Annotated in this window: 21 protein-coding genes; 9 read left to right on the top strand and 12 right to left on the bottom strand. The window is 63.0% G+C overall.

Annotated features, from left to right (window positions below):
* The first annotated feature begins 347 nt into the window (after nucleotides 1-347).
* The 4 genes from QTH90_RS29135 to QTH90_RS29120 all read left to right on the top strand — a co-directional run bounded on the left by QTH90_RS29135 (nucleotide 348) and on the right by QTH90_RS29120 (nucleotide 2,809).
* Nucleotides 348-1,034 (top strand): hypothetical protein, encoded by a 687-nt coding sequence (locus QTH90_RS29135; RefSeq protein WP_286668057.1) that lies wholly within the window; start codon nucleotides 348-350, stop codon nucleotides 1,032-1,034.
* Between the two features lie 206 nt (nucleotides 1,035-1,240).
* Nucleotides 1,241-1,621: a phage holin family protein gene (locus QTH90_RS29130; RefSeq protein WP_286668056.1), complete on the top strand. Its 381-nt coding sequence runs from the start codon at nucleotides 1,241-1,243 to the stop codon at nucleotides 1,619-1,621.
* Nucleotides 1,614-2,060, top strand: a complete 447-nt coding sequence (locus tag QTH90_RS29125) for a hypothetical protein (protein WP_286668055.1) — start codon at nucleotides 1,614-1,616, stop codon at nucleotides 2,058-2,060. Before QTH90_RS29130 ends, QTH90_RS29125 begins: the two co-directional genes overlap by 8 nt.
* Entirely contained in the window at nucleotides 2,057-2,809 is a 753-nt protein-coding gene (locus tag QTH90_RS29120; protein WP_286668054.1) for an alpha/beta hydrolase family protein, read from the top strand. Before QTH90_RS29125 ends, QTH90_RS29120 begins: the two co-directional genes overlap by 4 nt.
* A gap of 12 nt (nucleotides 2,810-2,821) precedes the next feature.
* On the opposite strand, the gene QTH90_RS29115 is transcribed toward QTH90_RS29120, so the two are convergent.
* Nucleotides 2,822-3,595 (bottom strand): exodeoxyribonuclease III, encoded by a 774-nt coding sequence (locus QTH90_RS29115; protein ID WP_286668053.1) that lies wholly within the window; start codon nucleotides 3,593-3,595, stop codon nucleotides 2,822-2,824.
* Between the two features lie 198 nt (nucleotides 3,596-3,793).
* Between QTH90_RS29115 and ligD the strand changes: the two genes are divergently transcribed.
* The 3 genes from ligD (at nucleotide 3,794) to QTH90_RS29100 (ending at nucleotide 8,377) form a co-directional block, all read left to right on the top strand.
* On the top strand, nucleotides 3,794-6,412 hold the full coding sequence (gene ligD / locus QTH90_RS29110) for a DNA ligase D (RefSeq protein ID WP_286668052.1): 2,619 nt from the start codon (nucleotides 3,794-3,796) through the stop codon (nucleotides 6,410-6,412).
* A 177-nt stretch (nucleotides 6,413-6,589) separates the two neighbouring features.
* Nucleotides 6,590-7,525 carry a non-homologous end joining protein Ku gene (gene ku, locus QTH90_RS29105; RefSeq protein ID WP_286668051.1) on the top strand — a complete coding sequence of 312 codons (936 nt, stop codon included), beginning with the start codon at nucleotides 6,590-6,592 and terminating at the stop codon, nucleotides 7,523-7,525.
* 9 nt (nucleotides 7,526-7,534) lie between these two features.
* Nucleotides 7,535-8,377, top strand: coding sequence for a tetratricopeptide repeat protein (locus QTH90_RS29100; protein WP_286668050.1), 843 nt, complete (start codon nucleotides 7,535-7,537; stop codon nucleotides 8,375-8,377).
* Nucleotides 8,378-8,707: 330 nt separating this feature from the next.
* On the opposite strand, the gene QTH90_RS29095 is transcribed toward QTH90_RS29100, so the two are convergent.
* The 10 genes from QTH90_RS29095 to QTH90_RS29050 form a co-directional block, all read right to left on the bottom strand.
* Entirely contained in the window at nucleotides 8,708-9,604 is an 897-nt protein-coding gene (locus QTH90_RS29095) for an NAD(P)H-hydrate dehydratase (protein ID WP_286668049.1), read from the bottom strand.
* 6 nt (nucleotides 9,605-9,610) lie between these two features.
* Entirely contained in the window at nucleotides 9,611-10,378 is a 768-nt protein-coding gene (locus QTH90_RS29090; protein WP_286668048.1) for a histidine phosphatase family protein, read from the bottom strand.
* 189 nt (nucleotides 10,379-10,567) lie between these two features.
* Nucleotides 10,568-11,542 carry a hypothetical protein gene (locus tag QTH90_RS29085; protein ID WP_286668047.1) on the bottom strand — a complete coding sequence of 325 codons (975 nt, stop codon included), beginning with the start codon at nucleotides 11,540-11,542 and terminating at the stop codon, nucleotides 10,568-10,570.
* Between the two features lie 121 nt (nucleotides 11,543-11,663).
* On the bottom strand, nucleotides 11,664-12,542 hold the full coding sequence (locus tag QTH90_RS29080; RefSeq protein ID WP_286668046.1) for a YihY/virulence factor BrkB family protein: 879 nt from the start codon (nucleotides 12,540-12,542) through the stop codon (nucleotides 11,664-11,666).
* A gap of 188 nt (nucleotides 12,543-12,730) precedes the next feature.
* Nucleotides 12,731-13,132, bottom strand: coding sequence for a DUF3597 domain-containing protein (locus QTH90_RS29075; protein WP_286668069.1), 402 nt, complete (start codon nucleotides 13,130-13,132; stop codon nucleotides 12,731-12,733).
* A 585-nt stretch (nucleotides 13,133-13,717) separates the two neighbouring features.
* The gene (locus QTH90_RS29070) at nucleotides 13,718-15,064 is read right to left on the bottom strand and encodes a sensor histidine kinase (RefSeq protein ID WP_286668045.1); all 1,347 of its coding nucleotides are present in this window, start codon (nucleotides 15,062-15,064) and stop codon (nucleotides 13,718-13,720) included.
* A gap of 251 nt (nucleotides 15,065-15,315) precedes the next feature.
* Nucleotides 15,316-15,663 carry a hypothetical protein gene (locus QTH90_RS29065; protein ID WP_286668044.1) on the bottom strand — a complete coding sequence of 116 codons (348 nt, stop codon included), beginning with the start codon at nucleotides 15,661-15,663 and terminating at the stop codon, nucleotides 15,316-15,318.
* Nucleotides 15,664-15,687: 24 nt separating this feature from the next.
* Nucleotides 15,688-16,575: a non-homologous end joining protein Ku gene (ku, locus tag QTH90_RS29060; protein WP_286668043.1), complete on the bottom strand. Its 888-nt coding sequence runs from the start codon at nucleotides 16,573-16,575 to the stop codon at nucleotides 15,688-15,690.
* A gap of 1 nt (nucleotide 16,576) precedes the next feature.
* Entirely contained in the window at nucleotides 16,577-16,756 is a 180-nt protein-coding gene (locus QTH90_RS29055) for a DUF3606 domain-containing protein (protein WP_286668042.1), read from the bottom strand.
* Nucleotides 16,757-16,833: 77 nt separating this feature from the next.
* Nucleotides 16,834-17,328: a PA2169 family four-helix-bundle protein gene (locus tag QTH90_RS29050; RefSeq protein WP_286668041.1), complete on the bottom strand. Its 495-nt coding sequence runs from the start codon at nucleotides 17,326-17,328 to the stop codon at nucleotides 16,834-16,836.
* 261 nt (nucleotides 17,329-17,589) lie between these two features.
* On the opposite strand from QTH90_RS29050, the gene QTH90_RS29045 reads away from it, so the two are divergent.
* Both QTH90_RS29045 and QTH90_RS29040 read left to right on the top strand, forming a co-directional pair.
* Nucleotides 17,590-17,817, top strand: a complete 228-nt coding sequence (locus QTH90_RS29045) for a DUF3606 domain-containing protein (RefSeq protein WP_286668040.1) — start codon at nucleotides 17,590-17,592, stop codon at nucleotides 17,815-17,817.
* Between the two features lie 97 nt (nucleotides 17,818-17,914).
* Nucleotides 17,915-18,520: a chemotaxis protein CheB gene (locus tag QTH90_RS29040; RefSeq protein WP_286668039.1), complete on the top strand. Its 606-nt coding sequence runs from the start codon at nucleotides 17,915-17,917 to the stop codon at nucleotides 18,518-18,520.
* A gap of 295 nt (nucleotides 18,521-18,815) precedes the next feature.
* On the opposite strand, the gene QTH90_RS29035 is transcribed toward QTH90_RS29040, so the two are convergent.
* Nucleotides 18,816-22,151 (bottom strand): PAS domain-containing protein, encoded by a 3,336-nt coding sequence (locus QTH90_RS29035; RefSeq protein WP_286668068.1) that lies wholly within the window; start codon nucleotides 22,149-22,151, stop codon nucleotides 18,816-18,818.
* Between the last annotated feature and the right edge of the window lie 5 nt (nucleotides 22,152-22,156).

Genomic DNA, 22,156 nt, shown 5'->3' with positions numbered 1-22,156 from the left:
TGTGGAGAGGAACGGTGGGGCAGATCGCTTAAAGACCGTAGGCCCAGCACCTGCAGCAGCTTGTAGGAAATGTTTGGCTTTTGCTGAGCCTCTGCACCGGGGAGCCTCTTACTGAATCGGAGCCGGCCTGAGGGGCGGGGGCTAAGAAACTGCGATGGTTCGCAACTGCATTGCCGGTCCCCTCCTACAGCGCACGCCCGAAACGGGAACGACGCTGACAAGTACCGGAAGGAAACGCGCATGGCTAGCTCACGTTCGTCACTCGACCAGGGGGCGAATTGCGCCAACTCGCAGGCCTGCCGGCAGGCGGCCCCTTGGGTGGAACAAGAGGAAAGCCGAGGTCAGAAATGAGGCCCGGTCCGCATCCGGATTTCGGAAACGATCGCAAACCGCAGACGGGGGAACGGGTCAGTTCGCGGCCACCGCTGGAGTTGCCAATCAAGGCAGCGAGCCCGCTCGCCAAGGCACGCTCCGAACTCCTCATCGTCATTGTGATGGCGGCAATCCTGCTGACCTGCTCATTTGCGTTCCGGCGGACCGAGGACGCCGGCCGCCTTCCGCGGCCACTCGTACGCGTCGCGCCTTTGACGATTGACGACCTCCACCCCCGTATACAGTCCGTGCTTACGAATGCTCCCGGTGACGGCGCGCTGGAGATCACGTTGGTTGAGGCTTCGCCCATATATCCGGCGAGTGTTGTGACCGACCTGGCGCGCGATGCACTAGCCGTTTCGCACGGCCTGAAGGCTTACTTTCCCGATCTCAACCAGCAGACGATCCGGTTCATCGCCAAGGCCCCGGAGATGATCACATTCGGGCCAGCGAAAGCGCCAACCGCGATGCTGTCGCTCGAGTTCAACCGGTCCGACTTGATGGCGGAGATTGGCAAGGCCGACTTCACTTTTCAGACGCTCCTGAATCGGTCGACCGGCTCGCGCTACTTGCACGCAAGCGCAGCGGGCTACGTGGCCGCGTTCTGCAGCGATCCCATTGGAAGATCAGCGGCGGTCTTCTGCAGTCGAGAGATGCATTGATTCGAAGAGTACACAGGCTGCGCGGTACGTCCGTCGGTCGCCCCGCCATTCGTTCTGCTACCGCCTGGCGAACCGCCTCGAACATTGGGTCCAGTCGGCATCGCCTACAAGGTCTTTGCAGGCCGGATGACAGGCCGGGGCCTTCCGCAAGGGGTATCAACGCGTTGAGGAACTTTCCTTGGCCTGACATTGGCAGGAGGCGCCGGATGATTCATCCACTTTTTAAGGCCGCGTTGAAGCGCCCCGACCTGCTGCTCGACCACTTGGCAAACTATGCCGAGTTGATCAAGTGCGAAGCCGCAGACGCCGGCAAGGGCCTCGTTGTTCAGGCCACGGCAGGGGTGGCGGCTGCCGTAACCCTCTTGCTGGCCCTTGGACTGACAGGGTTCGGCGTCATGCTCGGGGTTTTTCACGGGACCTTTCACTGGGTGCTGGTCGCAGTGCCGGGGGTCGCATGGGTCGGCGTGATTGTTGGCGCAGTGATGGCGTCGCGATCATCGGTACGGCAGGACATCAAGGATGTGCGCGACGAAGTCGAGCGCGATCTACAGCTTCTGCGAGTTGCAAAGGAGTTGAAGGATGAATGATTCGTTCAAGCCCCTTACTCCGAAGGATAAGCTGGCCCTGTCCCGGGCTGAACTGCTGGCCGCCATGGGCTACCAGCAGATCGATGGCCCTCTTGGAACCACAGAAGCGCAAGCGCTTCCGACCCCTCATCGCGTGAGCAGTGACCGCCTGGGATTTCTGGCTCGGTGGTGGCGCCGGCACCCGGCGAGCACCGCACTCGAGTTGATGGAGCCCAGCTTGTCTCGATTCGCCCATCGGCACCCTGCAAAGCTTATGGCCTACAGCGCATGCGCCGGCGGCCTGCTGGTGCTCCTCAAGCCTTGGCGACTGCTATCAGTCGGGGCGGCAGTTGCGCTGCTTTTTCGTGCCTCAGATCTATCGGGGGCGATACACACCGCACTTCGGTCTTCTGGCCGCGCAACAACGGAGCCTTCTGACAACATTTCTGCCGCCGGATGACTCCGACTACCAAGCAAGTCCGCATTTCCGTCGGGGGCACTGAAGAGGTGCAAGGGGTGATCGTGGCCGCGCCGACTTCGCTGCCCGGCATTCTGATCGTCCATGGCTGGGACAGCGATCAGGCTCACTATCAGATTCGGGCAGAGGACCTCGCAGCGCTGGGCTGCGTGTGTCTGACCTTCGATCTGCGGGGTCACGGGCAACGCCAGGATGTCAGGGCGAGCGTCTCGCGGCATGACAACCTGTGCGACGTCCTGGCAGCTTTCGACCTGCTCGCGCGTCAAACGACAGTCGATCCAAAGGCCATGGCATTGATCGGCACCAGCTACGGCGGCTACCTCGCAGCCATCGCCAGCGCCGCACGAGACGTGCGATGGATGGCACTGCGGGTTCCCGCCTTGTATCCGGATGACGGGTGGGACGTTCCAAAGAAGCAACTCGATCGGGCTGCGATAAGGACGTACCGGGAGCAAGTCCGGCCGCCCGATTCGGACCGCGCCCTACGTGCGTGCCAGGCATTTCGAGGGGATGCTTTCGTCGTCGGTTCCACCCGCGACGACCTGGTTCCGCGCGAAGGGATCGCCAGCTACGTCCGCGCCTTGCAGGGTGCCAAGTCAATCACCCATCGCATGATCGAAGGCGCGGACCATGGCCTTAGCGACGAGCGAAGCCAGCGCACCTACGACGGGCTGCTCTCCGCCTGGCTCACCGAGATGATTCTCGGGGCGCGCACGCCGCGCCAGCGATAAGCATGCCGGAGCTCATCCACTCAACTCGACCCACGCGGGCGCATGGTCACTGGCGCCTTCGAGACCGCGCACCTCGCGGTCGATCCCCGCCGTCCGCATTCGTCGGGCGACAGTGGGGCTCAGCAGCAGATGGTCGATCCGCATTCCGGCATCTCGCGGCCACCGGTTGCGCATGTAGCTCCAGAAGGTATACAGAGACTTCGAAGGCGACTGACGATGCAGCGCATCAATCCACCCCGATTCGAGCAGATCCCGGTAGGCCTTCCTTGGGGCCGGCTGCAAGAGAGCGTTGTCCTTGAATGAACGGGTCGCGTAGATGTCGGCATCAGTAGGCACGACGTTGTAATCCCCCGCGAGCACCACCGGATGCCCGGAGGCCAGCAACGAGGACGCGTGCTGATTGAACCGCTCGAACCAATCGAGCTTGTAATCGAACTTGGGACCGGGCTGAGGATTGCCATTCGGCATGTAGAGGCACCCGACCACCAATCCCAGGACGGCAGCTTCCAGGTACCGTGCCTGACGGTCGGCCGTGTCGCCCGGCAGGTGCCTCCGGATTTCGAGAGGAGCAACGCCCTTGCCAAGGATGGCCACGCCGTTCCAGCTTTTCTGCCCATGGACCAAGGCCTCGTAGCCCATCGCGTTAATCGCGTCATACGGAAACTCAGCTTCCGTGCACTTGAGCTCCTGCAAGCAGACAACTTCTGGGGCAGTCACGTCCAGCCACGCGCGCAAGGGATCAATGCGCTTGCGCACGTCATTGACGTTGTAGGTAGCGATTTTCATTTCACAGGCGGTGGATCGGGAATAGACGAGGCCGACAGATCCTATCCAGCATTGCCGCGAATCCTGTGGGGAAGCGACGTTCGTCCTTGTCAGCGCACAAGGTCATCGACCGGGCCGGAGCGGCCGTTGCGCCGTCCGACACGATGGCGCGCGCCGGGCGCGCTCGACAGCGGGCATTTCGCCCCGTAGATTGCACCCATGGCCGCACGCGAAACCCCTTCTGATCCGCTCGAACGGTACTGGTCCAAGCGAGACTTCTCGGTGACGTCCGAGCCGCGCGGGCAGCGGCAGTCCAGGAAGTCAAAGGCTCTCTCCTTCGTCATCCAGAAGCACGCGGCGAGTCGTCTTCACTATGACTTTCGTCTGGAACTCGACGGCGTCCTGGTCTCGTGGGCCGTGCCCAAGGGCCCGAGCTATGACCCCAGCGACAAGCGTATGGCCATCCATGTCGAAGACCACCCGCTGTCGTACGGCACCTTCGAAGGAACGATTCCACCCAAGCAGTACGGAGCCGGCACCGTCATCGTATGGGACAACGGCACGTGGGAGCCCGTGGGCGATGCCCACGAGGGTCTCAGCAAGGGCAAACTCGTATTCCGACTCTTTGGTCAGAAGATGGCCGGCCTCTGGGAACTCGTGAAGATCGCCAAAGGCGGCGAGAAGCAGGAGCCATGGATCCTGTTCAAGAAGCGCGACGAATTCGCGCGTCCGAAGGCCGAATATGACGTCGTCACCGCGCTGCCCGATAGCGTCATCGCGAAACCGCTGAGCAAGACTTCCACGGCCGGTACGCGCACCGGCCAGGCTACGGCCACAAGCTCATCCAAAGTAAAGCCACGACGCAACGGCGCCTCGGCGCGAGATGGGATTCCCGGTGCGGTCGAAGCCGCACTCCCTGCCAAGATGGCGCCTCAGCTGGCGACCCTCGCCACGGGCGTCCCTGCCGCTGGGCAATGGCTCTTCGAGATCAAGTTCGACGGCTACCGGATCATGACGCGGATCCGCAACGGCAAACCGAGCTTGATCACGCGCGGAGGACACGACTGGTCGGCCAAGATGCCAGGCCTCGTGCACGAACTCGAACAGCTCGGCGTGCAGTCGGCATGGCTCGACGGCGAGATCGTGGTGCTCGACGCGCAAGGTCTACCCAACTTCAATGCGCTGCAGAAGGCGTTCGATGGCAAAACCGGTAGCGACCAGATCGTCTATTTCCTGTTCGACACCCCGTACTTTGAAGGCCACGACCTGCGGGACGTCGCGCTCGTGTCGCGCCGGCAACTCCTCAAGGCGCTCCTCGATGAAAAAGGGACGGAGCACGTCCGGTACAGCGCGGCCTTCGAGGCCGATCCGGCTTCGGTGCTGAGCTCAGCCTGCCGCATGAACCTGGAAGGCGTGATCGCCAAACGCGCCGATGCACCCTACTCCTCCCGACGCACCGAGACCTGGCTGAAGCTCAAGTGCCAACAGCGGCAGGAGTTTGTCGTCGCCGGCTACACGGACCGTACCGACGGCTCCCCCCAGATCGGGAGCCTGCTCTTGGGCGTGCACGCGCCCAGCGGCGAGCTCGTATCCGTAGGCAGCGTGGGGACCGGCTGGAGCGCCGAAGAAGCCGCGGCGCTCAAACGCAAGCTGTCGAAGCTCGAGATTCCGAAGGCACCGTTTGCGGCCGGGGTTGCCACGCCGGGGCGCTGGTCTCGTAGGGCAGCCGGCAGCGAGCGCTGGGTTGAGCCGCGTGTCGTGGCGGAGGTGTCGTTTGGCGAATGGACTCCCGACAACCAGATTCGACATGCCTCGTACGTGGCGCTCCGTGACGACAAGCCGGCTTCGGCCATCGTGCGCGAGACGGCCAGGTCAGTAGGTGGCTCCGGCCCCGTGAAGACCGCAGGCAAGACGGCTGTTGGCGGGATCAAGGTGAGCAACGCGGACCGGGTCATCGACCCGAGTTCCGGACTCACCAAACTTGACCTGGTGCGCTACTACGAGTCCGTGGCCGAGTGGATTCTTCCGCACCTGAAGGGCCGGCCCTGTTCCCTCGTACGTGGCCCGTCCGGCGTCCAGGGTGAACTCTTCTTCCAGAAGCACGACGAGAAGATCAGCATCCCTGGCATCCGGGAGCTGGACCCGTCGCTGTGGCCGGGACACGGTGCGCTGCTTGAGGTCGGAACTGCACAGGCGCTGGCCAGTGCGGCACAAATGAACGTCATCGAATTCCATACCTGGAACTCGACCGCCCGGAGCATCGACCAGCCTGACCGGATGATCTTCGACCTGGACCCGGGCGAAGGCACCTCGTGGCAACACGTGCAGGAGGCCGCCGTGCTGGTCCGCACCCTGCTCTCCGAACTCGGTCTGGAGTCCTGGCTCAAGACCAGCGGCGGCAAAGGCTTGCACGTCGTCGTGCCGCTCGCACCTCGCTACGACTACGAAGCGGTGAAGGGGTTCTCACAGGCGATCGTGCAGCATCTTGCCCGGGCGATTCCGACGCGCTTCGTGGCGAAGAGCGGGCCTTCGAACCGCGTGGGCAAGCTGTTCGTCGACTTCCTGCGCAACGGGCACGGTGCCACGACGGCATCGGCCTTCTCGGCTCGCGCCCGGCCCGGGCTTGGCGTGTCGATGCCAATCGCATGGGAAGACTTGTCGACGCTCAAGAGTGGTTCGCAATGGAACGTTGCGACAGCGCGCGAGCACCTGTCCTTCCAGAGCGTGGATCCCTGGGTCGGGTTCTGGAAGAAAAAGCAGCCGCTCGCCGCGGCTATGAAGATCCTGGGCTATGTGCCGCCCGGCAAGGCGCGCGCTACAGGCCGAGCGGCAGCCTGACCATTAATTCGCTGTCCCGGTTCTTTCCATCCGAGCGGACCTGCACGAACTCTGGATGAGCGTTGACCGGGCCCACGATACAGAGGATGCAAGCGCTGTCCTCTTCCCCCTGCCGCCTGTTTGTGGCAAGTTTGCAGTTCCTGCGGCCGGACCGCGCCGCTTCGACACGGGGAAATCATGGCCGCACGTTCCATTGCATCGCTGTCGCTCAGCTTCGGGCTCGTCTCGATTCCGGTGAAGCTCTATTCGGCCACCGAGTCATCGGAAACCATCCGCTTCAACCTTCTCACGAAGGATGGCAGCCGGGTGAAACAGCAGTATGTGTCCGAAAAGGACATGAAGACCGTCGTGCCGCGAAGCGAAATGATCAAGGGGTATGAGTTCGAGAAGGATCAATACGTCCTGTTCCAGCCCGAGGAACTCAAGGCACTGGAGGAAGACGCCAGCCACGTGATCGACATCGTGGCGTTCATCCCCGAGAAGGAGGTCGACCCTCTGTATTACGACAAGGCCTACTTCCTCGCGCCGGACAAGCGCGGTGGCAAGCCTTACAGCCTGCTGCGCGCCGCGATGAGGGAGAGCGGACGATGCGCGCTGGCCAAATGGGCCTGGAAGGGTAAGCAATATGTCGTCCAGGTACGCGCCGCTGAGGATGGGCTCGTGCTGCAACAGCTGCTCTACGCGAACGAGGTTCGTTCACTGGAGGACCTCGACATCGAGCTCACCGAACCCACGCCGGCGGAATTGAAGTTGGCGCTCCAGCTCATCGACCAGATCTCGCAGGACAGCTATGACCCGACCATGTTCGAGGACGAGGAAAAAAGGCGCATCCTCGCCGCCATCGACGCCAAGATCGCTGGCCAGGAAGTCGTCGCATCGCCGCACGCAGGTAGCGAGGAGACTGGGGGGCAAGTCATCGACCTCACCGCCGCTCTGATGGCCAGCCTGAAACGAAGCCCGGCTTCGGCCGCGAAGTCGCCCCCTGCCGGCAAGATCGCGACAGGAGACAACGTGAGCGCGATGGGAAAGGAGCGTAAGGGGGCGCGCCGTGCGCCCAAGACCGACGTGGTTGAGCCGGTGGCAGCGCCGGCGCGCAGCCGCGCAAGGAAATGATCGTCGGGGGTGCATCTGGAATCGCACACGATCCGACGCGTTCAGGAGATGCTCGGCCTCTCCCGCAACGCCATCGTTCGTCTGGTCGAGATGGGCTTCGTGAAGCCTCGAAGAGGCCCGCGTCGCGCGTATCTTTTTTCGTTTCAGGATGTCGTCCTGCTTCGGACCGCTCATGAACTGAGAGCAGCACAGATCCCGACCGCCAAGATTCTTCGTTCCCTGCGTCGCCTGAAAGATGAATTGCCGTCCGAGGCGCCCTTGACGAGCTTGCGGATCATGGCGGTCGGCAAGGACATCGCGGTGCGGGACCGCGATGCGCAGTGGGAAGCCGAGTCGGGCCAGTTGCTGATGAATTTCGACGGCGCGCCACAGGCGAAAGCCAAAGCAGGCGCGGCGGAGCCCCGGCCTATTGCGCGCGGGTCCCGGGCCGCCGGTCGTCAGCAAGCGTCGGCGGAGGAATTGTTCGCCCGCGCTGAAGCTTTGGAAGGTGTCGACCCAGGTGCGGCCCGGCACGCGTACGCTCAGGCCATCGCCGCTTCACCCGATTTCACGAACGCGTATCTCAATCTCGGTGCGTTGCTTTGCGAAAAGGGGGAATGCAAGGAGGCTGTGCGCGTTCTGGCCCAAGGCATTGAGCATCGTCCCGAAGAGCCTTTGCTGCACTTCAACCGCGCCGTCGCGCTGGAGGATCTCCACCGCTTCCCCGAGGCGCTGGCAAGCTACGACCGCGCGTTGCAACTCGACCCTGACTTGGCGGACGCTCATTTCAACGCTGGCCGGCTGTACGACGAACTGGGTCACCGCCAGCGTGCAATACGGCACTACAGCGCCTACCGGCGCCTTTCCCGTTAGCTGGCCGGCGTTGGCTTTCCCACGCCCGCGTCACTTGGACGGGGCCGGCGACTTTTGTGATGAGTCGGCGCTCGGCCTCGTCAAAGGCGCTTCCGATGTCTTCTCGCGAGCCAGGAAGTTGTAGCTCAAAGCTCCGACCAGGAGCACTACCACGGCGATGACGATCCACCGAAGCACCCGCGTGTTGTCGCTTTTCATCGCCGCTCCTTTAAAAAAGGTCAAAGTGCTGGCGCGCAAAAGACTCAGTTGTCGGAAGAAGCCGTATGGGTATGAGCGACAAGGCGGGCGCCCCACTCGCCTTGGGACCAAGGGATGACGGTCGCGAGCTCCCTAGCGGGACGGGCGGCCCTTGCTGAGCGAGTGGAGGCTTGCAGGGAACTCGCCTGGGAGCTCCCGCGCGAGATAGCCCAGGGGACCGTGCGAGCGCGACAACGCCGCTCCTGCGTTCGCGTGGGCCACCACACCCCAGGCGCAGGCAGCGACAGGCGGCAAGCCGCGCGCGGCCAAACCGCCGATCAACCCCGCCAGGGTGTCTCCGGAACCGGACGTAGCCAACCCGTTGGTTCCTCCATCGAACTGCCACAGTCCGCCCTCCGCCGCCGCAATGATGGTGCTCCCGCCCTTCAAGGCTACGCATGCATTCCAAAGTGCAGCGGCCTCACGGGCCGCCCCGACCGGGTCTTCGCAGACAGCCTCCTTGCTGAGTCCGCTCAGGTACGCCATCTCGCCAGCGTGCGGCGTCAGCACAGCGGGCTGTTCGAGCGCAGCGCCGCGCACGACCGACATGGCCAAGGCGTCGAGCACCAATGTCGCGTGGCGAAACATCGGAATGACAGCCTCAACGAAACGGACGACGGCGCCTTCCCTTTGCATGCCGGGGCCGATAACCAGCGCGCTGACGCTGGCGGCAGTCGACGCGAGAGCCTGCCTGCCGCGAACGAGCAACCCTCCTCGGGCTTCGGGAAGTGCGATAACGCGGGCCTCTGGGACCGCGAACGCCAGCCCCTTGGCAATAGACGCGGGGGCCGCGATCGTGAGTTTCCCCGCGCCTGCGCGCAAGGCTGCCACGGCAGACAGCAAGGCGGCCCCGGGAATCTCTTCGCTCCCCGCGATGATCAGCACGTGACCCCGGACCTCCTTGTCCGCGTCTTCGGCCAGCTCCGGCAATGGCCATCGAGCCAGGACTGAGGCGGTCAGGCGCTCGGGACGAGACGCTGCACTTCCCATCGGCGTTCAGGGCTTTGCCGCGGAGGGCACGTCCGCAGCGGTGGTCACCGGCGTGGCTGTCTCCTTGAGCGGTGCGAGAAAGTTCACCAGGTTCAGCTGCAGCGCGTCGGCGTCGTCACGGCTGCGCACGGCATGGTAGGAGGTGATGGCGCAGTTGGGAACGTCACCCTGCCGGTCGATCTCGAGGATCTGTTTTTCGTCGAGATGCTCAAGGAGATAGCGCATGCAATTCACGATCACTTGATGGGCGACCACGAGCACGCGGCGATCGGAGTACTCACGCGTGATCATTTCGATGAGGCTGCGCAAGCGCAGGATGACATCGCACCAGCTTTCTCCGCCGGGTGGCCTGAAATAGAACTTCCCGACATGCATCCGCTGCGTGTGCAGGTCTGGATGCTTTTGCTGGATGCCGAATTTCGTGAGGCGATCGAGAATCCCAAATTCCTTCTCGCGAAGCCGCTCGTCGAGGCGCAGGGCCGCGGTCGCCTTGGCGAAGCGCGCCCGCTCGGCAACAAGCTGCGCGGTCTGGCGCGCACGCTCGTACGGGGAGCAGATGATCACCTCGGGCTGGTCGTTCGGCGGAAGGCTCGCGAACCAGTCCCCTACCGCAATCGACTGCTGGACGCCAAGTTCAGAAAGCGGGACGTCGATGTCTCGCCAGGCGAGCTCGATGACAGCCAGGCCACCCGATTCCGCCGCGTCACGCGCCACATTGCCCGCGCTCTGACCGTGTCGGACGATCCATAGCTGGCTTGGCCAAGCGGTGCTCATGGCAAAGGACGCTCCAGGATGCCGGACATATCGCTTGCCAAGCTACTGCCACGAGCTTCGTCCGACACTTCTTTTATCTCCGTCGTGCTCTTGCTATCGGAAGAAAAGCGCAATGAGGATGATGACCGGGATAGGCACCCCAAGAAACCATAGCAAAAGTGAGCGCATGAAATTCTCCTACCTCGTGAATCAAAAATCGCGACGACGGCCACCAAAGGTCGCGGCGAAGCTCGCGACAAAAGCGCCGATCAGGAGCGAAACGAAAAGCCACAACGACGCATAGGCAGATGCCTTGCGCGCTGCGTCTGCAGCAGCCTTGGCCTTGGCCTCTGCTTCCTTGAGGGTGGCTTGTGCCTTGGCGTATGTGTCGTTCACGCGCCGTTCCGCATCCTGCTGGCTCAGCCCGGTCCGCTCGGAAACCTGCTGGGCCACGTACTTGGCGTCATCGGGTGGCAGCGACCCGGTGCGAATGGCGTTGACAACGATCCGGCTGGCTTCTGCGTTGATTGGTCCGCTGCCTCGACCAGCGCCGTTGCTCTCGATCGGGCTGGCGTCCGCGGATGATGAGGGAGCATCCTTGCGGAACAGAGAGTCGACATAGTAGTCCGTCGAGCTTGAACTACCTCCGGTGCCAGCGGGTGGATTCGAAGCCATTGCAACGCCTGCTGTAGTGGCTGTGGCTGCCGTGGCCGCTCCACCGAGTGCCGACGCGCCGGCTTGCGCACCCGCACCCAGGATGGTTCCGATCGTCGACGTCAGCAGCGCCGCCGTCAGGATCGTGGCCACGCCCCACGCCAGGAAGCCATGGGCGGTATCGCGGAAGTAGACCTCGTCCGTTTGAACATCCGCCCACTTCGTCCTAAGGCGCCCGGCCAAATACCCACCTAGCCCCGACGCCGCGATCTGGGTAAAAGTAATCCAGAGGATCGTGGCGACGCCGATCGTGGTCGCACTGGCACCTTGACCCGTCCATGGACTGATCGAGGAGAGACCAAGCCCGGTGCCGAGCAGCACAAGGATCAACGAGAGCGATGCGGCCCCGGCAGCGCCCGCCAGGATCGCTGCCCACGAAACGCCGCTCGTAGTGGACCCGCTCTCGACGGGCAAACCGGGGATCCTTGCGCTTCTACTTCCAGGTACGGTGTTGTCTGCGTAGTTGGTCATTGGTCGGTCTTCCTATTGAGCAGCGAATGTGGTCCTTCGCTACGCCCGCTTCGGTCGGCCACGCCCTCTGCTCCGAGTAGGCCGCCTACCCCACGGCTTGTGCGTTCGGGCTGAGGTATCGTCACGGGGAAAGCCCCTCGCGTTCGTGCAGCACTGCATTGATCTCCGCGCCAAAGATCAGTGTGGTGGCGCTGATGTACAGAAAGACCAGCGTTGCTACCACGCCGGCGAAGCCGCCATAGACCAACGCGAGCTTGCCCGCTGTGCGCAGTGTGTAAGACAGCGTGGCGGCAGCACCCACCCAAAGCGCCGCGCCGACCACGGCCCCGGGTATCACGGAGGCCAGCCGCTGGCGGACGTCCGGCAGCCATCCGTACAGAAGCGCATACAGAAAGCTCAGCACCAAGAAGGCTGAGCCGTAGCGCACGCTGTTGCGCAGCCAAAGAACCTCCTGCCCCGCTCCCACGTTCGCTTCCAGTACCTGCCACACGATGGGCATGATGATCACGGAGCTGAACGCTGCCAGGATACCGGCGCCCACGACTACCGTGAAAAGGGTGACCTTGATACGCGCCTTCCAGAACGGAATACCGCGCGCGATGCCGTACGACCGGTTGAGGGCCGTGCGCACCGCTTGCAGACCCGAGGAGGCTGTCCAGAGCGTCGCAATCACGCCGATCGTCAAGAGAGCCTGATTGCGTTGGGCAAGCACCTGATCGATGACCGGCTGCACGGCATCGCGCACCACCTGCGGCGCATAGTCCATCACTCGCGCGGCCAGCGCCGCGGCATCCCCGGGCTGCCCGAAGAAGCCTGCTGAGGCGGACACCAAGATCAAGAGCGGGAACATCGCCAACACCGAGGAGAAGGCCATGCTTCCAGCCTGGTTCGCGCTCTGGTGGAGAACGTAGTTGCGCATGGCCAGCAGGACGACGCGCAGGCCGGGCGTGGAAAGCGCGGCTTCCCGCACCCGACACCATGTCAGAGCAACCCGGTTCATGAGGCGAGAGGCTCGACGGTGTCTCCTCCCGCCGGGAGGAACGCCCATGTGGGGCCCCGGACTTGTGATGGCGCGGTGCGCGGTACATGACGCATCAGGCTTTCCCGCTTCCAGCAACAGCTTGGGGAAATCCAAGACTCCATGGCCCTCGTCGATCGACACCCGCGCGGCTTCACCAACAAGCGCCTTCAATCCTTGAGGTCCGCAGGTACCTTCCCTCCGTTGGCAGCCACCTTTGACATCACTTGGCGGTGAAGCCACACATTCATCGCAGCGGAATCGTTTGTGTCGCCGGTGTAGTGGAGCTCTTTCGCAAGTTCCTTCCGGGCGGCGATCGAACTGTCGAGGCCCAGCAGTTTCATCAGGTCCACGATCGAGGTCTTCCAGTTGAGCTTTTCACTCGATTTCGCCGCCAGACCGTCCAGCATCCCTTCGACGTCGACTTCGCTCATCGCGGTAGGCGCTGCTGGCGCGCTAGCGACAGGAGCGGACGCACTCGCGTTCGACGGCGACGCCGCACCCGCTGCCGGGGCGTTGGCTGGATGCGAGGACGGGAAGAGCTTCCCGAAGATATTGCCGAGGATTCCCATGACTTTCTCCATAAAAACGAAAGAGTGCATGGTCTCGTCCATCCGTGGTGTCGGACTCCGCCGCCACGACAAGAGTGAAGATCCCTCACCATCTCGCCTGCACTCCCTCTGATGGCTGTCGTCTTCATCCAGCAAGCTCGTGAGCGCGTAGAGCTGCGCCGCTCGCCGGAACCCGCGATTCAGTAACAGTGCTTCTTCGCGCCGCCTCGCGGTTGTCAACTCGGGTCTTTCGGCGGAGTTCCGGCCCCCTGACTTGGTAGCTCGCGTGCTGTAGGGTCTGGCCTACAGCAGCTCACGAATGCATGCCATTGCCCGTTCATTGAGCATTGCAATGGAAGCCAAGCGGCATGCGGCTTCGGCTCGCTTCGCCTCAGGTTATCCACAGAGTCATTCACCGAGGACGGGGACAAGAGGGGCTTGACTTTCTCTCGGGCGGTCACAAGAAATGACCGATCGCGGACACTTCCTGAAGGTGCTGTGGTTCGCTCGAGCGTAGGCGCTTCGTCTGGCCGCAGGCCACAACCAGAGAACCAAGCCTCGGCGCTTGAAGCCGGCCGTCAAATATGGCGTGATGTCTTGCGGTGTCTACGCGGCCGCCCCGTCCGGCAACGTAACGCGGAAGCTGGTCCCTTGGTCCAGTCCAGCGCTGGTGACAGCAACAGCGCCATCGTGCATCTCTACGAGTTCCTTCACCAATGCCAACCCGATGCCCAAGCCACTGTCGGGAGGTCTGTCGTTCATCGGCACCTGCATGTACATATCGAAGACCTTTGGCAGGGCCACCGCGTCGAGCCCGATCCCTGAATCAGTCACGCACACCTCGATGTCAGTGCCGCGGCGCGTCGCCACGACCGAGATCTCGCCTTCGTCAGGCGTGTATTTGATCGCGTTGTTCAGCAGGTTCACGAAGACTTGAGTCAGGCGAGCCGCGTCGCCGTTCACGAGCAATGGCTGATCGGGCGCGCGAACATCGAGACGCTGCCGTTTCGCCTGCATGGCCTCCTGGCAAGTCTCGATCGCGCTGGCAATGAGTTGCTGGACGCAGACGTTCGAAACGTAGAGGGTCAACTTCCCGTTGCGGATGGCCGCGGCATCCGTCATGTCGCGCACCAATGACGAGAGTTGGTTGACCTGGCGCTCGACGGAAGCAATGGTTGCGACGCGGCGCTGCGGGTCGTCTCCGGCCCGCTTGATGACCTGCATGCCGAGACTGATTGTTCCTAGCGGGTTGCGCATCTCGTGAGCCAGGACCGCCATGAACTGATCCTTGCGGAGGTCGACCTCTCGCATCACTTCGTTGGCATGCGAGAGCCGCTGCAGATGGCGTGCGTGATCGACCGCTGCGCCAGCAAAGCGCGTAAGCTTCTGGACGATACGCAAATCTCCCGCGTCGAAAAGCTGTTCGTCGTTATGGTGCACGATCCACACGGTGCCGACCGGCACGCCATCGCGATGGAACGGCACCAGGAGAACTTCGTGGGGCGCCTTGTGCAGCTCGCTGACGTACGCGTAGAGCTTGTGCATCTCTCGCATGAGCACGGGCGCATTTCGCTTGACGACTTCGCCGCAAGGACTGAAGTCATATGGCATGGTCCCGTTGAGGTAACAGGCGTAGGTGCCAGCCGTGGCCACCCAGCGAAAGACGTGCGGATGTGCACCCGGTTCGTCGACACTGATGCCGGCGGCCTGCGCGCCTGTGAGGTTCAAGGCCGTGTCAACGAGCGCTTGCGCAAGCCCCGCGGACTTGTTGATGAAGACGTCCGTCAAGCGCTCCCACGCTTCTGCCTCGGCTCGCCAGTCCGGTGTGCGTCGCGGGCGAGACGGCAGCAGTGCGGTTGCGTCGATCTCGCGCAGCAAACCAGACAGATTTTCCGGGGTCAGCATGACGATTTCCTCGCGGCAGAGCATGAACCCGACTGGGGCGGCGCGCATGAACAGGCTCCGTCCCGGCTCCGCGGCGGCCGTGCTCATCCGCCGTTGACGCCCAGGTCGATGCAGCAAATGATAGCGCGATGGGGAATTCGACCGATCGATCGTCGCCGCTCGTGGGCCAAGTTCTGGATACGATCACGCGCTCCAAGAGGATGCAGATGCACCGTCCGCCTTGAACGCGGCGCGCCGCGCGCGGTGGTCGCAGTCAACCAGTCAAGATCTGACTTGCACGCATGAAGACACGCCCTCAACTAACCCGGCAGATCGCCGAAGCCGAAATGACTTCCCGAATTGCGCCGCGCGGTCTCTGAAGAGTTCGTCACGGTGGACAAAGGTCTAGCCGCTTCGGTCTTGCCGGGCGCGCCCAGCCTGCCGTCGGATTGCCGCGGCCCCTGATCCAGGTTATCTATCATCCGCTGAAGGACCAAAAGGCCGGCGGCCATGGCGTCACGGTAGGATTCTGACGCCGAGGATGACGACTCGATTTCCATCCACCGCCGCGGCTTCTCCACCTGCTCGATCAGTATCCATCTGTACATGCCGTCCTTGGTCTCGTCGACATAGACGGCGATTCGGCGGATCGGAGGAGACGCTCTCATCACGGGGGCCTACACGCTGGCCGCTCACGCTGTCTTGCGCGCCTTCGCTGCCGAGGTCTTCCGGGTTGTCGTCTTGCGCGGTGTCTTTCGCGCGGCGGCCGTCGATCTTTTTCCGCCCTTGAGGCTGCGGGCAAGCAGTTCGGTCAGGTCGATGATCTCCGCGCCTTCCGACGGAGCCTCCTCTTCCGGCTGGATCACGGTTTCAGTGTCTCCCGCCTTCACCTTCTTGGCCACCAGCTTCATGACTTCTTGCTTGAACTCGTCCTTGAAATCTCCGGGTTTCCACTCGCCCGACATGTCCTTCACAAGTTGCTCCGCCATCTTCATTTCCGCCGCGCCAAGCTTCGCGCCCTTGATGCCGGCAGCTGGAAGATCGAGGCCCTCAAGGGACTTCACGTCGTCGCCCCAGCGAAGGAGGTTGAGAACAAGCGCCTTCTCGCTGGGTACGAGTGCCGCCAGATGCTGCTTGGTGGCGATCACCACCTTGGCCAAGCCGATCTTGCCGGTCTTGTGCAGCACCTCTCTCAGCAACGCATACACTTTTTGGCCTTTGTTAATCGGTGCCACGTAGTAGGGCCGCTCGAGATAGACGAAAGGAATCGCGTTCGCTTCCACGAAGCGCTGGATCTCGATGGTCTGGGTCGTGCGCGGATACACCGCTTCGATCTCGTCGGGCGAGATAACCACATACTTCCCGTCTTCGTACTCGACGCCCTTCACGATGTTGTCCTTGTCGATCTCCTTGCCGGTCTTCTTGTTCACACGCTTGTAGCCGACTGGATCCATGGTCCGCTTGTCGAGCCAGTCGAAATCGACCCCTTCCTCGGTGGTCGCGGTATGGAGGCCGACGGGGATGTGGACCAGTCCGAAGGTGATTGCGCCCTTCCAGAGTGTTCTGCTACCTGTGGCCATCTCACTGCTTTCCAAGGTGCTCAGCGACCCTGTCGACCGAGACGCCCACCTCGGCAACTGCCTTGCGGAGATCTTCCTCTGTCACTCCGAGACGCTGCGTCCAGTAGCGGACTTCGTGCGACTCGTTGATGTTGATGCGGCCGCGGTCTTGTGCTCCGCGGTTGTCCAAGTCGTCTGGCATGACGTTCTCCTTTGCAAATTTGAACAATCCTCCTGCCGGAGTGGCTTCAATCACCGGTCTTCTCCTGCGCTCTGCGCTCAGTCCTTCGCGCGAGCGGCATTCCTCAAATCCCGGATCTGGTCGTGATTGCGCTGTGCGCCGGCAGCCTGTCGCTCAACCACGCTGCGTACATCAGCTGGCAGGTTCTGCTTGAGCGCCTTTCGATATCGCGCAACGGCAGTGTCTTCCCCGCGTTCGCAAGATTCGAGGATCGCGAGTTCGCTGTCTGCGCCGAGGGAGCCCTTGACGTGGACCCAGCCACGATGCAACGCTCCCGCGGCCGTACCGCCGTCGGCAGGCTTCCCGCCGTAGGATGCGATGAGCTGCAGCAGTTCGCTTTCGGCCTGACGGCATCCTTCGGCACGGCTCAAGAACAGCTGCTTGGCCGGCGCTGACTGGACTTCTTCGGCGCAGGCCTGGAAGCCGTAGCTGCCGTCGCGTGTGTTCTCCAAAAGATCATTCAGGACGTCGACTACCTCGTCCTTGCTAAGAGGCGCGGTTGTGGGGGCGCGCATGTCATTGTCGGCTGCCATGGTCGGATTCCTTTTGAAAGGGCCTCAGAGGAGGCTGGTTGACGAACCCGAGCGTTTGCCCGGATTGGCGCTACCTTCCCCGAGAGCAAGGCCGCAAACCGTCAGCCGGAAGATGCGGTGTGTGTAGGGATTGACGGGCGAAGCAGCAACGCGAGCTGAGGCGGGCGCCGACCCTCAAGTCCGCGCGAGCCTACACGCCGCAGATCGCCGCCGCGCTAGTGTGGTCTCCGTTGGTTTCTTTCCCGCTACCTTGGAGGCCTTATGTCATCGAACGACATTCCCATCGCCCCGAACTCCACCGGCCCCAGCAGCATCGACCTGAACTCTGACGCCTCGGTCACAGAGTGGACGCGGAAACTCGACGTGTCCGAGGCCCAACTCAGGGAGGCCGTCGCGGCTGTCGGCGATCGCGCGACCGACGTTGAGATGCATCTCAAGGGATCGCGTAGCACCACGAATGAAGAACAAGTCCGCAAGACGGGGAGCTAAGAATCGAACCCAACGCTTATCGGGTAAGCGCCGGTATGCGACCGCTCTTGCAGTTTCGACGGGGATCGGTTCAATGGCCATGGAAGGAGTCTGAGCCATGCGAGATCTTGTAGTCATAGGCGGCTCTCTCGCTGGCCTCAAGAGGCTTTGCAGGCTCATCGACCAATTGCCTTCGTCATTTCAGGCGCCCATCTTGGCCGAGCTACACACTTCGGCCGACCGCGCCGAATCAGCCGTCAAGATGCTCGGGGCTTGCACGTCGCAGCCGGTTGCGTACGGCATCGAGGGCACTAGACCTCAGGCAGGCCGCGTCTATCTGGCGCCCGATGACCGCCATCTCATTGTCAAAGCGACTGGCGTTCTCGGCCTGCCGGTTGACTCCGGCGTCCGTCAATCCAAAGCCGCAGCTGACCGTTTGTTCGTGTCTGCCGCCCGCGTGTGCGGACCACGCGTGATCGGCGTCGTTCTTGCCGGAAGCGACGTCGATGGAATCGAAGGACTGCGGGCCATCAACGCCGCCGGCGGTATCGGGGTGCTAGAGGCTACAGACGAAGCCATCGAACCGGCAACGATGGCGAAACAACGGAGCAGCACCACGCGAGCGTCGCAGGCGCACTATTGCCTCCCGCTCGACGACATCGCCGAACTACTGCGCAAGCTGATTGACGGCGAACACGTCCCGACCGCCTTGACATTGCCGTGACGCGCCGCCGCGATGGCCGAACGCTAGCCCCTTCGCTTGTCGACTGCCGCCGTCGCTCGGTCAACGGGAGTCGGCTGTGGTCGATCTGGTACGGAGCGAGCGTTCGCCCGGTCGTCCAGTTGCCTCAGCCACTCCGAAGCTGGCGGCTGCCAAAGAGCTTCTTGTCTGGACAGCAGCTGAATGGTCTGAACGAGTTCGTCACGCCGGGTCATGCACATCGGTGTACACGGAATAATTCTCAATCGTGTAGGTCCTGCCCGAGTCTCGGCGTTTCCGGCTTGCCTACATCACGCCCTCAAGCGCGATCCAGGATGGCTCGCACCTTGGCCGCCAACTCGGTGATGTCGAAGGGCTTCGTCAGGAGGTCCATGCCGGGCGCCAGCTGTCCGTTGCCGATTACGGCGTTCTCGGCGTAGCCCGTGATGAACAGCACTTTCAGGTTCGGACGGCTCGTGCGTATCGCATCGGCGACCTGTCGCCCGTTCATGCCCCCGGGCAGGCCCACATCGGTGATCAGCAGGTCCACGCGCCGTCCCGGATCCATCAGGCGCAAGCCATCTGCACCCGTGCCTGCCTCGACCACTTCATAGCCCGCCTCCCTCAACACATCCGATATCAGCATCCGAACTGCGGGCTCATCATCGATCAGCACGACGGTTTCGCCGGTCCCCCCTTCGCAAACGGGCGCCGACGGAGCGAGCATCGGGGCTTCCACGCTGTCGGCAAAACGCGGCAGGTAGAGGCAAACAGAAGTGCCCTGCCCGACTTCCGAATCGATGCGGACCTGGCCGCCTGACTGGCGCACGAAGCCGTACACCATGGAAAGGCCCAAGCCCGTGCCCTGCCCGATCGGTTTGGTCGTGAAGAATGGGTCGAACGCGCGCTGGATGATCTCCGGCTTCATGCCCGCTCCAGTGTCCGACACGCGCAGCGAGATGTACTGACCGGGCTTCAGGTCCTGCCGACGCGCCGCGCGGTCATCCATCGACTTGTTAGCGGTCTCGATCGTCAACCGGCCCCCACGGGGCGCCATCGCATCGCGTGCGTTGATACACAGGTTGAGGAGCGCATTTTCCAGTTGCGAAGGGTCGATCTTCGTGACCCAGAGCTGATCGCCGCCGACGAACCCCACGGACACGTCCGGACCGACGCTGCGGCGGATCAGATCCTCCATGCTGGCGATGAGGCGGTTGACGTCCGTCGGCTTCGGGTCCAGCGCCTGCCGGCGCGAGAAGGCCAGGAGACGGTGGGTGAGCGACGCCGCTCGTCGCACCGCCCCCTCCGCCGTCTCCATGTAGCGCTCGAGGCGCGCCGAGTCAGCGGGTAGTTGGCGCTTGATGAGCGCCAGGCTCCCGCCAATCGCGGCCAGAAGATTGTTGAAATCGTGCGCCAGACCGCCGGTGAGTTGCCCGACCGCTTCCATCTTCTGTGCCTGGCGCAGCGCTTCTTCTGCTTCGACCAGTTGCCCTGTGCGTTCCCGTACTCTTTGCTCCAGGACCGCGTTCAGATCGGCCAGCGCCGTCTGCGTTTCCTTCTGGTCCTGAATGTCGGTGTTGGACCCGATCCAACGGACCACGCGCCCGCCGGTCACCGATGGAACCGCGCGTCCGATGTGCCACCGGTAGGTCCCATCGTGGCGCCGCAGGCGGAATTCCGTCTGGTAGGTCTGGCCACTAGCGACAGCCTTGACCCAGAGGTCGCGGGCAGTGGCAAGGTCCTCCGGATGGACAATTGCAGTCATCCCTTGTTCTTCCAGCTCACCAGGCGGCGTGCCCGTGTAACCATAGACGGTGTCATTGACCCAGTCCAGCTTGCCCTCCGCCGAAGCGGTCCAGACCTGGTTGGGCAAGGCGCGCGCCAGCGTCCTGAAGTTCTCCTCGCTGGCCCTGACCCCGGCCTCCGCGGCTACGCGTTCCACGTGCGCCCATGAACGCTCGGTCACCTCGCGAATCAGCGCGATCTCGCTGTCCGTCCAGATTCGAGGCTGTCGGTCGTGAACGGCCATCAACGCTTTGAGTCTTCCTAGCTTGACCAACGGCATGCAGATCGTGGCCGATATCCCAATGGCCTGAAAGGTGGCGGCTTCATGCGGAGCAATCTCTCGCATGTTGTCGTTGATGACCAGGGGCAGGCCCGCGCGCAGTCGATCAACAGCGAGGCTGCCGAAGTCCGTCAGACGGTAGCGCCCCACGATCGTAGTCATGCCTGGGGCGACCCAGTCGCCTCGTATCGTGAAGCTGTCCTCGTCTTCGTCCATATCGGCGTATGCGCAGATCGACACCTTCATGGACTCACCGGCCATGCGCGTGGTCAGAGACAGGACCTGGTCGGCATCCTGCGCCGTACCTACGCCGCGGTTGAGTTCGTCAAGGAAGCGAAAGCGCCCTTCGCTCAGCCGCAGGTCACGGGCTCCGCGCACCCGCTCGACAGCGGAACGCGTGCGCGCAGCCACCTCGCGCGCCAGGGCAATGTCCTGTTCGGGCGGATCGTGCGCCTGCTCGTAGTGAACAAACATCAGCGCCACGAGGCGCTGGCGTTCGATGATCGGGACGTTGATGAAAGAGGCCACGCGCAGTCCGGCGAAGGCTGCCGCATGCGAGCAAGTCCTCTCGTCCGTGCTGACGTCTGCAACGACCACCGTCCGGCCATCCTTCAAATTGTCGACGAAGGTGCCGTAGTCACCGAAGCTGAAGGATCCCGACAGTGAGGCGATGGCTGGCGCGTTCCAGCCGTCCTTGACGTGCACTGTCTCGGCACTCGCATCGATCGTGGCATAGCCAACCCGGTCCGCGGACAGCGCCCTTCCAAGGGCTTCAGAGGCCCGCTGGACGATCTCTTCAGGCTCCTCGAGACTGGCGAGAGCGTCGGTCAGGCCAATCAGCACTTCCCTGCGGTGTTCAGCTCGCACTCGCTCCGTCACGTCCACGCCTTGCACGAAGATGCCTGTCGTGTGGCCCTCATCGTCGTTCACAGGCTGGTAGACGAAGTCCAGGTAGTACTCACGCCGGCCCTTCGTCTGCTCGTCTTGCAGCAGCACTTTGGAGTTCACGGCCGAATAAGGTTCGCCCGTTTCGTATACCCGATCGAGGATCCGCGTGAAGCCCTGGCCCACCACCTCGGGCAATGCCTCCGCCACCGTTCGACCCAACAGCGTTCGACCGCCTACGAGACGGTCGTAGCCCGGATTGCTGAGGCGATAGCAATGCTCGGGGCCCTCCAGCAACGCCATGAACGTGGGAGCCTGCGCGAACAGTTGTGCGAGGCGGTCGCGCTCGCTTGCCGCGCGCATCTGAGCCAACACGCGCTCGGTGGTCTCGACGACGATCGCGATCACGCCACCCGGCCTGCCGTTCTCCGCAATCACTGGCGAGTAACCCAGGTCCATCCAGCCCTTCTCCATCACGCCGCGGCGGTCGAGCACCAGTTCGCGATCGTGATAGGTCAGAGTGCCGCCTGCCATCACCACTTTCATGATGTTGGCGTTGAACTCCGCGACTTCGGGCCACGCCTCGAGCACCTTGGCGCCCAGGATCTGCGGATGCCGACGGCCTGCGAATCGCGCATAGGCATCGTTGTAGACCATGATGCCGTCGGGGCCCCACAGCAGCACGATGGGAATCGGCGAATGCACCAGCA

Source organism: Variovorax flavidus (assembly GCF_030317145.1).
In the GTDB taxonomy this organism is placed as follows: Bacteria; Pseudomonadota; Gammaproteobacteria; order Burkholderiales; family Burkholderiaceae_C; genus Variovorax; species Variovorax flavidus.
This window is presented reverse-complemented; position numbering and strand designations above follow the sequence as displayed.

Coding starts and splice junctions, on each gene's coding strand:
- QTH90_RS29135 (WP_286668057.1), top strand. CDS start 348: ATGAGGCCCGGTCCGCATCCGGATTTCGGAAACGATCGCAAACCGCAG.
- QTH90_RS29130 (WP_286668056.1), top strand. CDS start 1,241: ATGATTCATCCACTTTTTAAGGCCGCGTTGAAGCGCCCCGACCTGCTG.
- QTH90_RS29125 (WP_286668055.1), top strand. CDS start 1,614: ATGAATGATTCGTTCAAGCCCCTTACTCCGAAGGATAAGCTGGCCCTG.
- QTH90_RS29120 (WP_286668054.1), top strand. CDS start 2,057: ATGACTCCGACTACCAAGCAAGTCCGCATTTCCGTCGGGGGCACTGAA.
- QTH90_RS29115 (WP_286668053.1), bottom strand. CDS start 3,595: ATGAAAATCGCTACCTACAACGTCAATGACGTGCGCAAGCGCATTGAT.
- ligD (WP_286668052.1), top strand. CDS start 3,794: ATGGCCGCACGCGAAACCCCTTCTGATCCGCTCGAACGGTACTGGTCC.
- ku (WP_286668051.1), top strand. CDS start 6,590: ATGGCCGCACGTTCCATTGCATCGCTGTCGCTCAGCTTCGGGCTCGTC.
- QTH90_RS29095 (WP_286668049.1), bottom strand. CDS start 9,604: ATGGGAAGTGCAGCGTCTCGTCCCGAGCGCCTGACCGCCTCAGTCCTG.
- QTH90_RS29090 (WP_286668048.1), bottom strand. CDS start 10,378: ATGAGCACCGCTTGGCCAAGCCAGCTATGGATCGTCCGACACGGTCAG.
- QTH90_RS29085 (WP_286668047.1), bottom strand. CDS start 11,542: ATGACCAACTACGCAGACAACACCGTACCTGGAAGTAGAAGCGCAAGG.
- QTH90_RS29080 (WP_286668046.1), bottom strand. CDS start 12,542: ATGAACCGGGTTGCTCTGACATGGTGTCGGGTGCGGGAAGCCGCGCTT.
- QTH90_RS29075 (WP_286668069.1), bottom strand. CDS start 13,132: ATGGGAATCCTCGGCAATATCTTCGGGAAGCTCTTCCCGTCCTCGCAT.
- QTH90_RS29070 (WP_286668045.1), bottom strand. CDS start 15,064: ATGCGCGCCGCCCCAGTCGGGTTCATGCTCTGCCGCGAGGAAATCGTC.
- QTH90_RS29065 (WP_286668044.1), bottom strand. CDS start 15,663: ATGAGAGCGTCTCCTCCGATCCGCCGAATCGCCGTCTATGTCGACGAG.
- ku (WP_286668043.1), bottom strand. CDS start 16,575: ATGGCCACAGGTAGCAGAACACTCTGGAAGGGCGCAATCACCTTCGGA.
- QTH90_RS29055 (WP_286668042.1), bottom strand. CDS start 16,756: ATGCCAGACGACTTGGACAACCGCGGAGCACAAGACCGCGGCCGCATC.
- QTH90_RS29050 (WP_286668041.1), bottom strand. CDS start 17,328: ATGGCAGCCGACAATGACATGCGCGCCCCCACAACCGCGCCTCTTAGC.
- QTH90_RS29045 (WP_286668040.1), top strand. CDS start 17,590: ATGTCATCGAACGACATTCCCATCGCCCCGAACTCCACCGGCCCCAGC.
- QTH90_RS29040 (WP_286668039.1), top strand. CDS start 17,915: ATGCGAGATCTTGTAGTCATAGGCGGCTCTCTCGCTGGCCTCAAGAGG.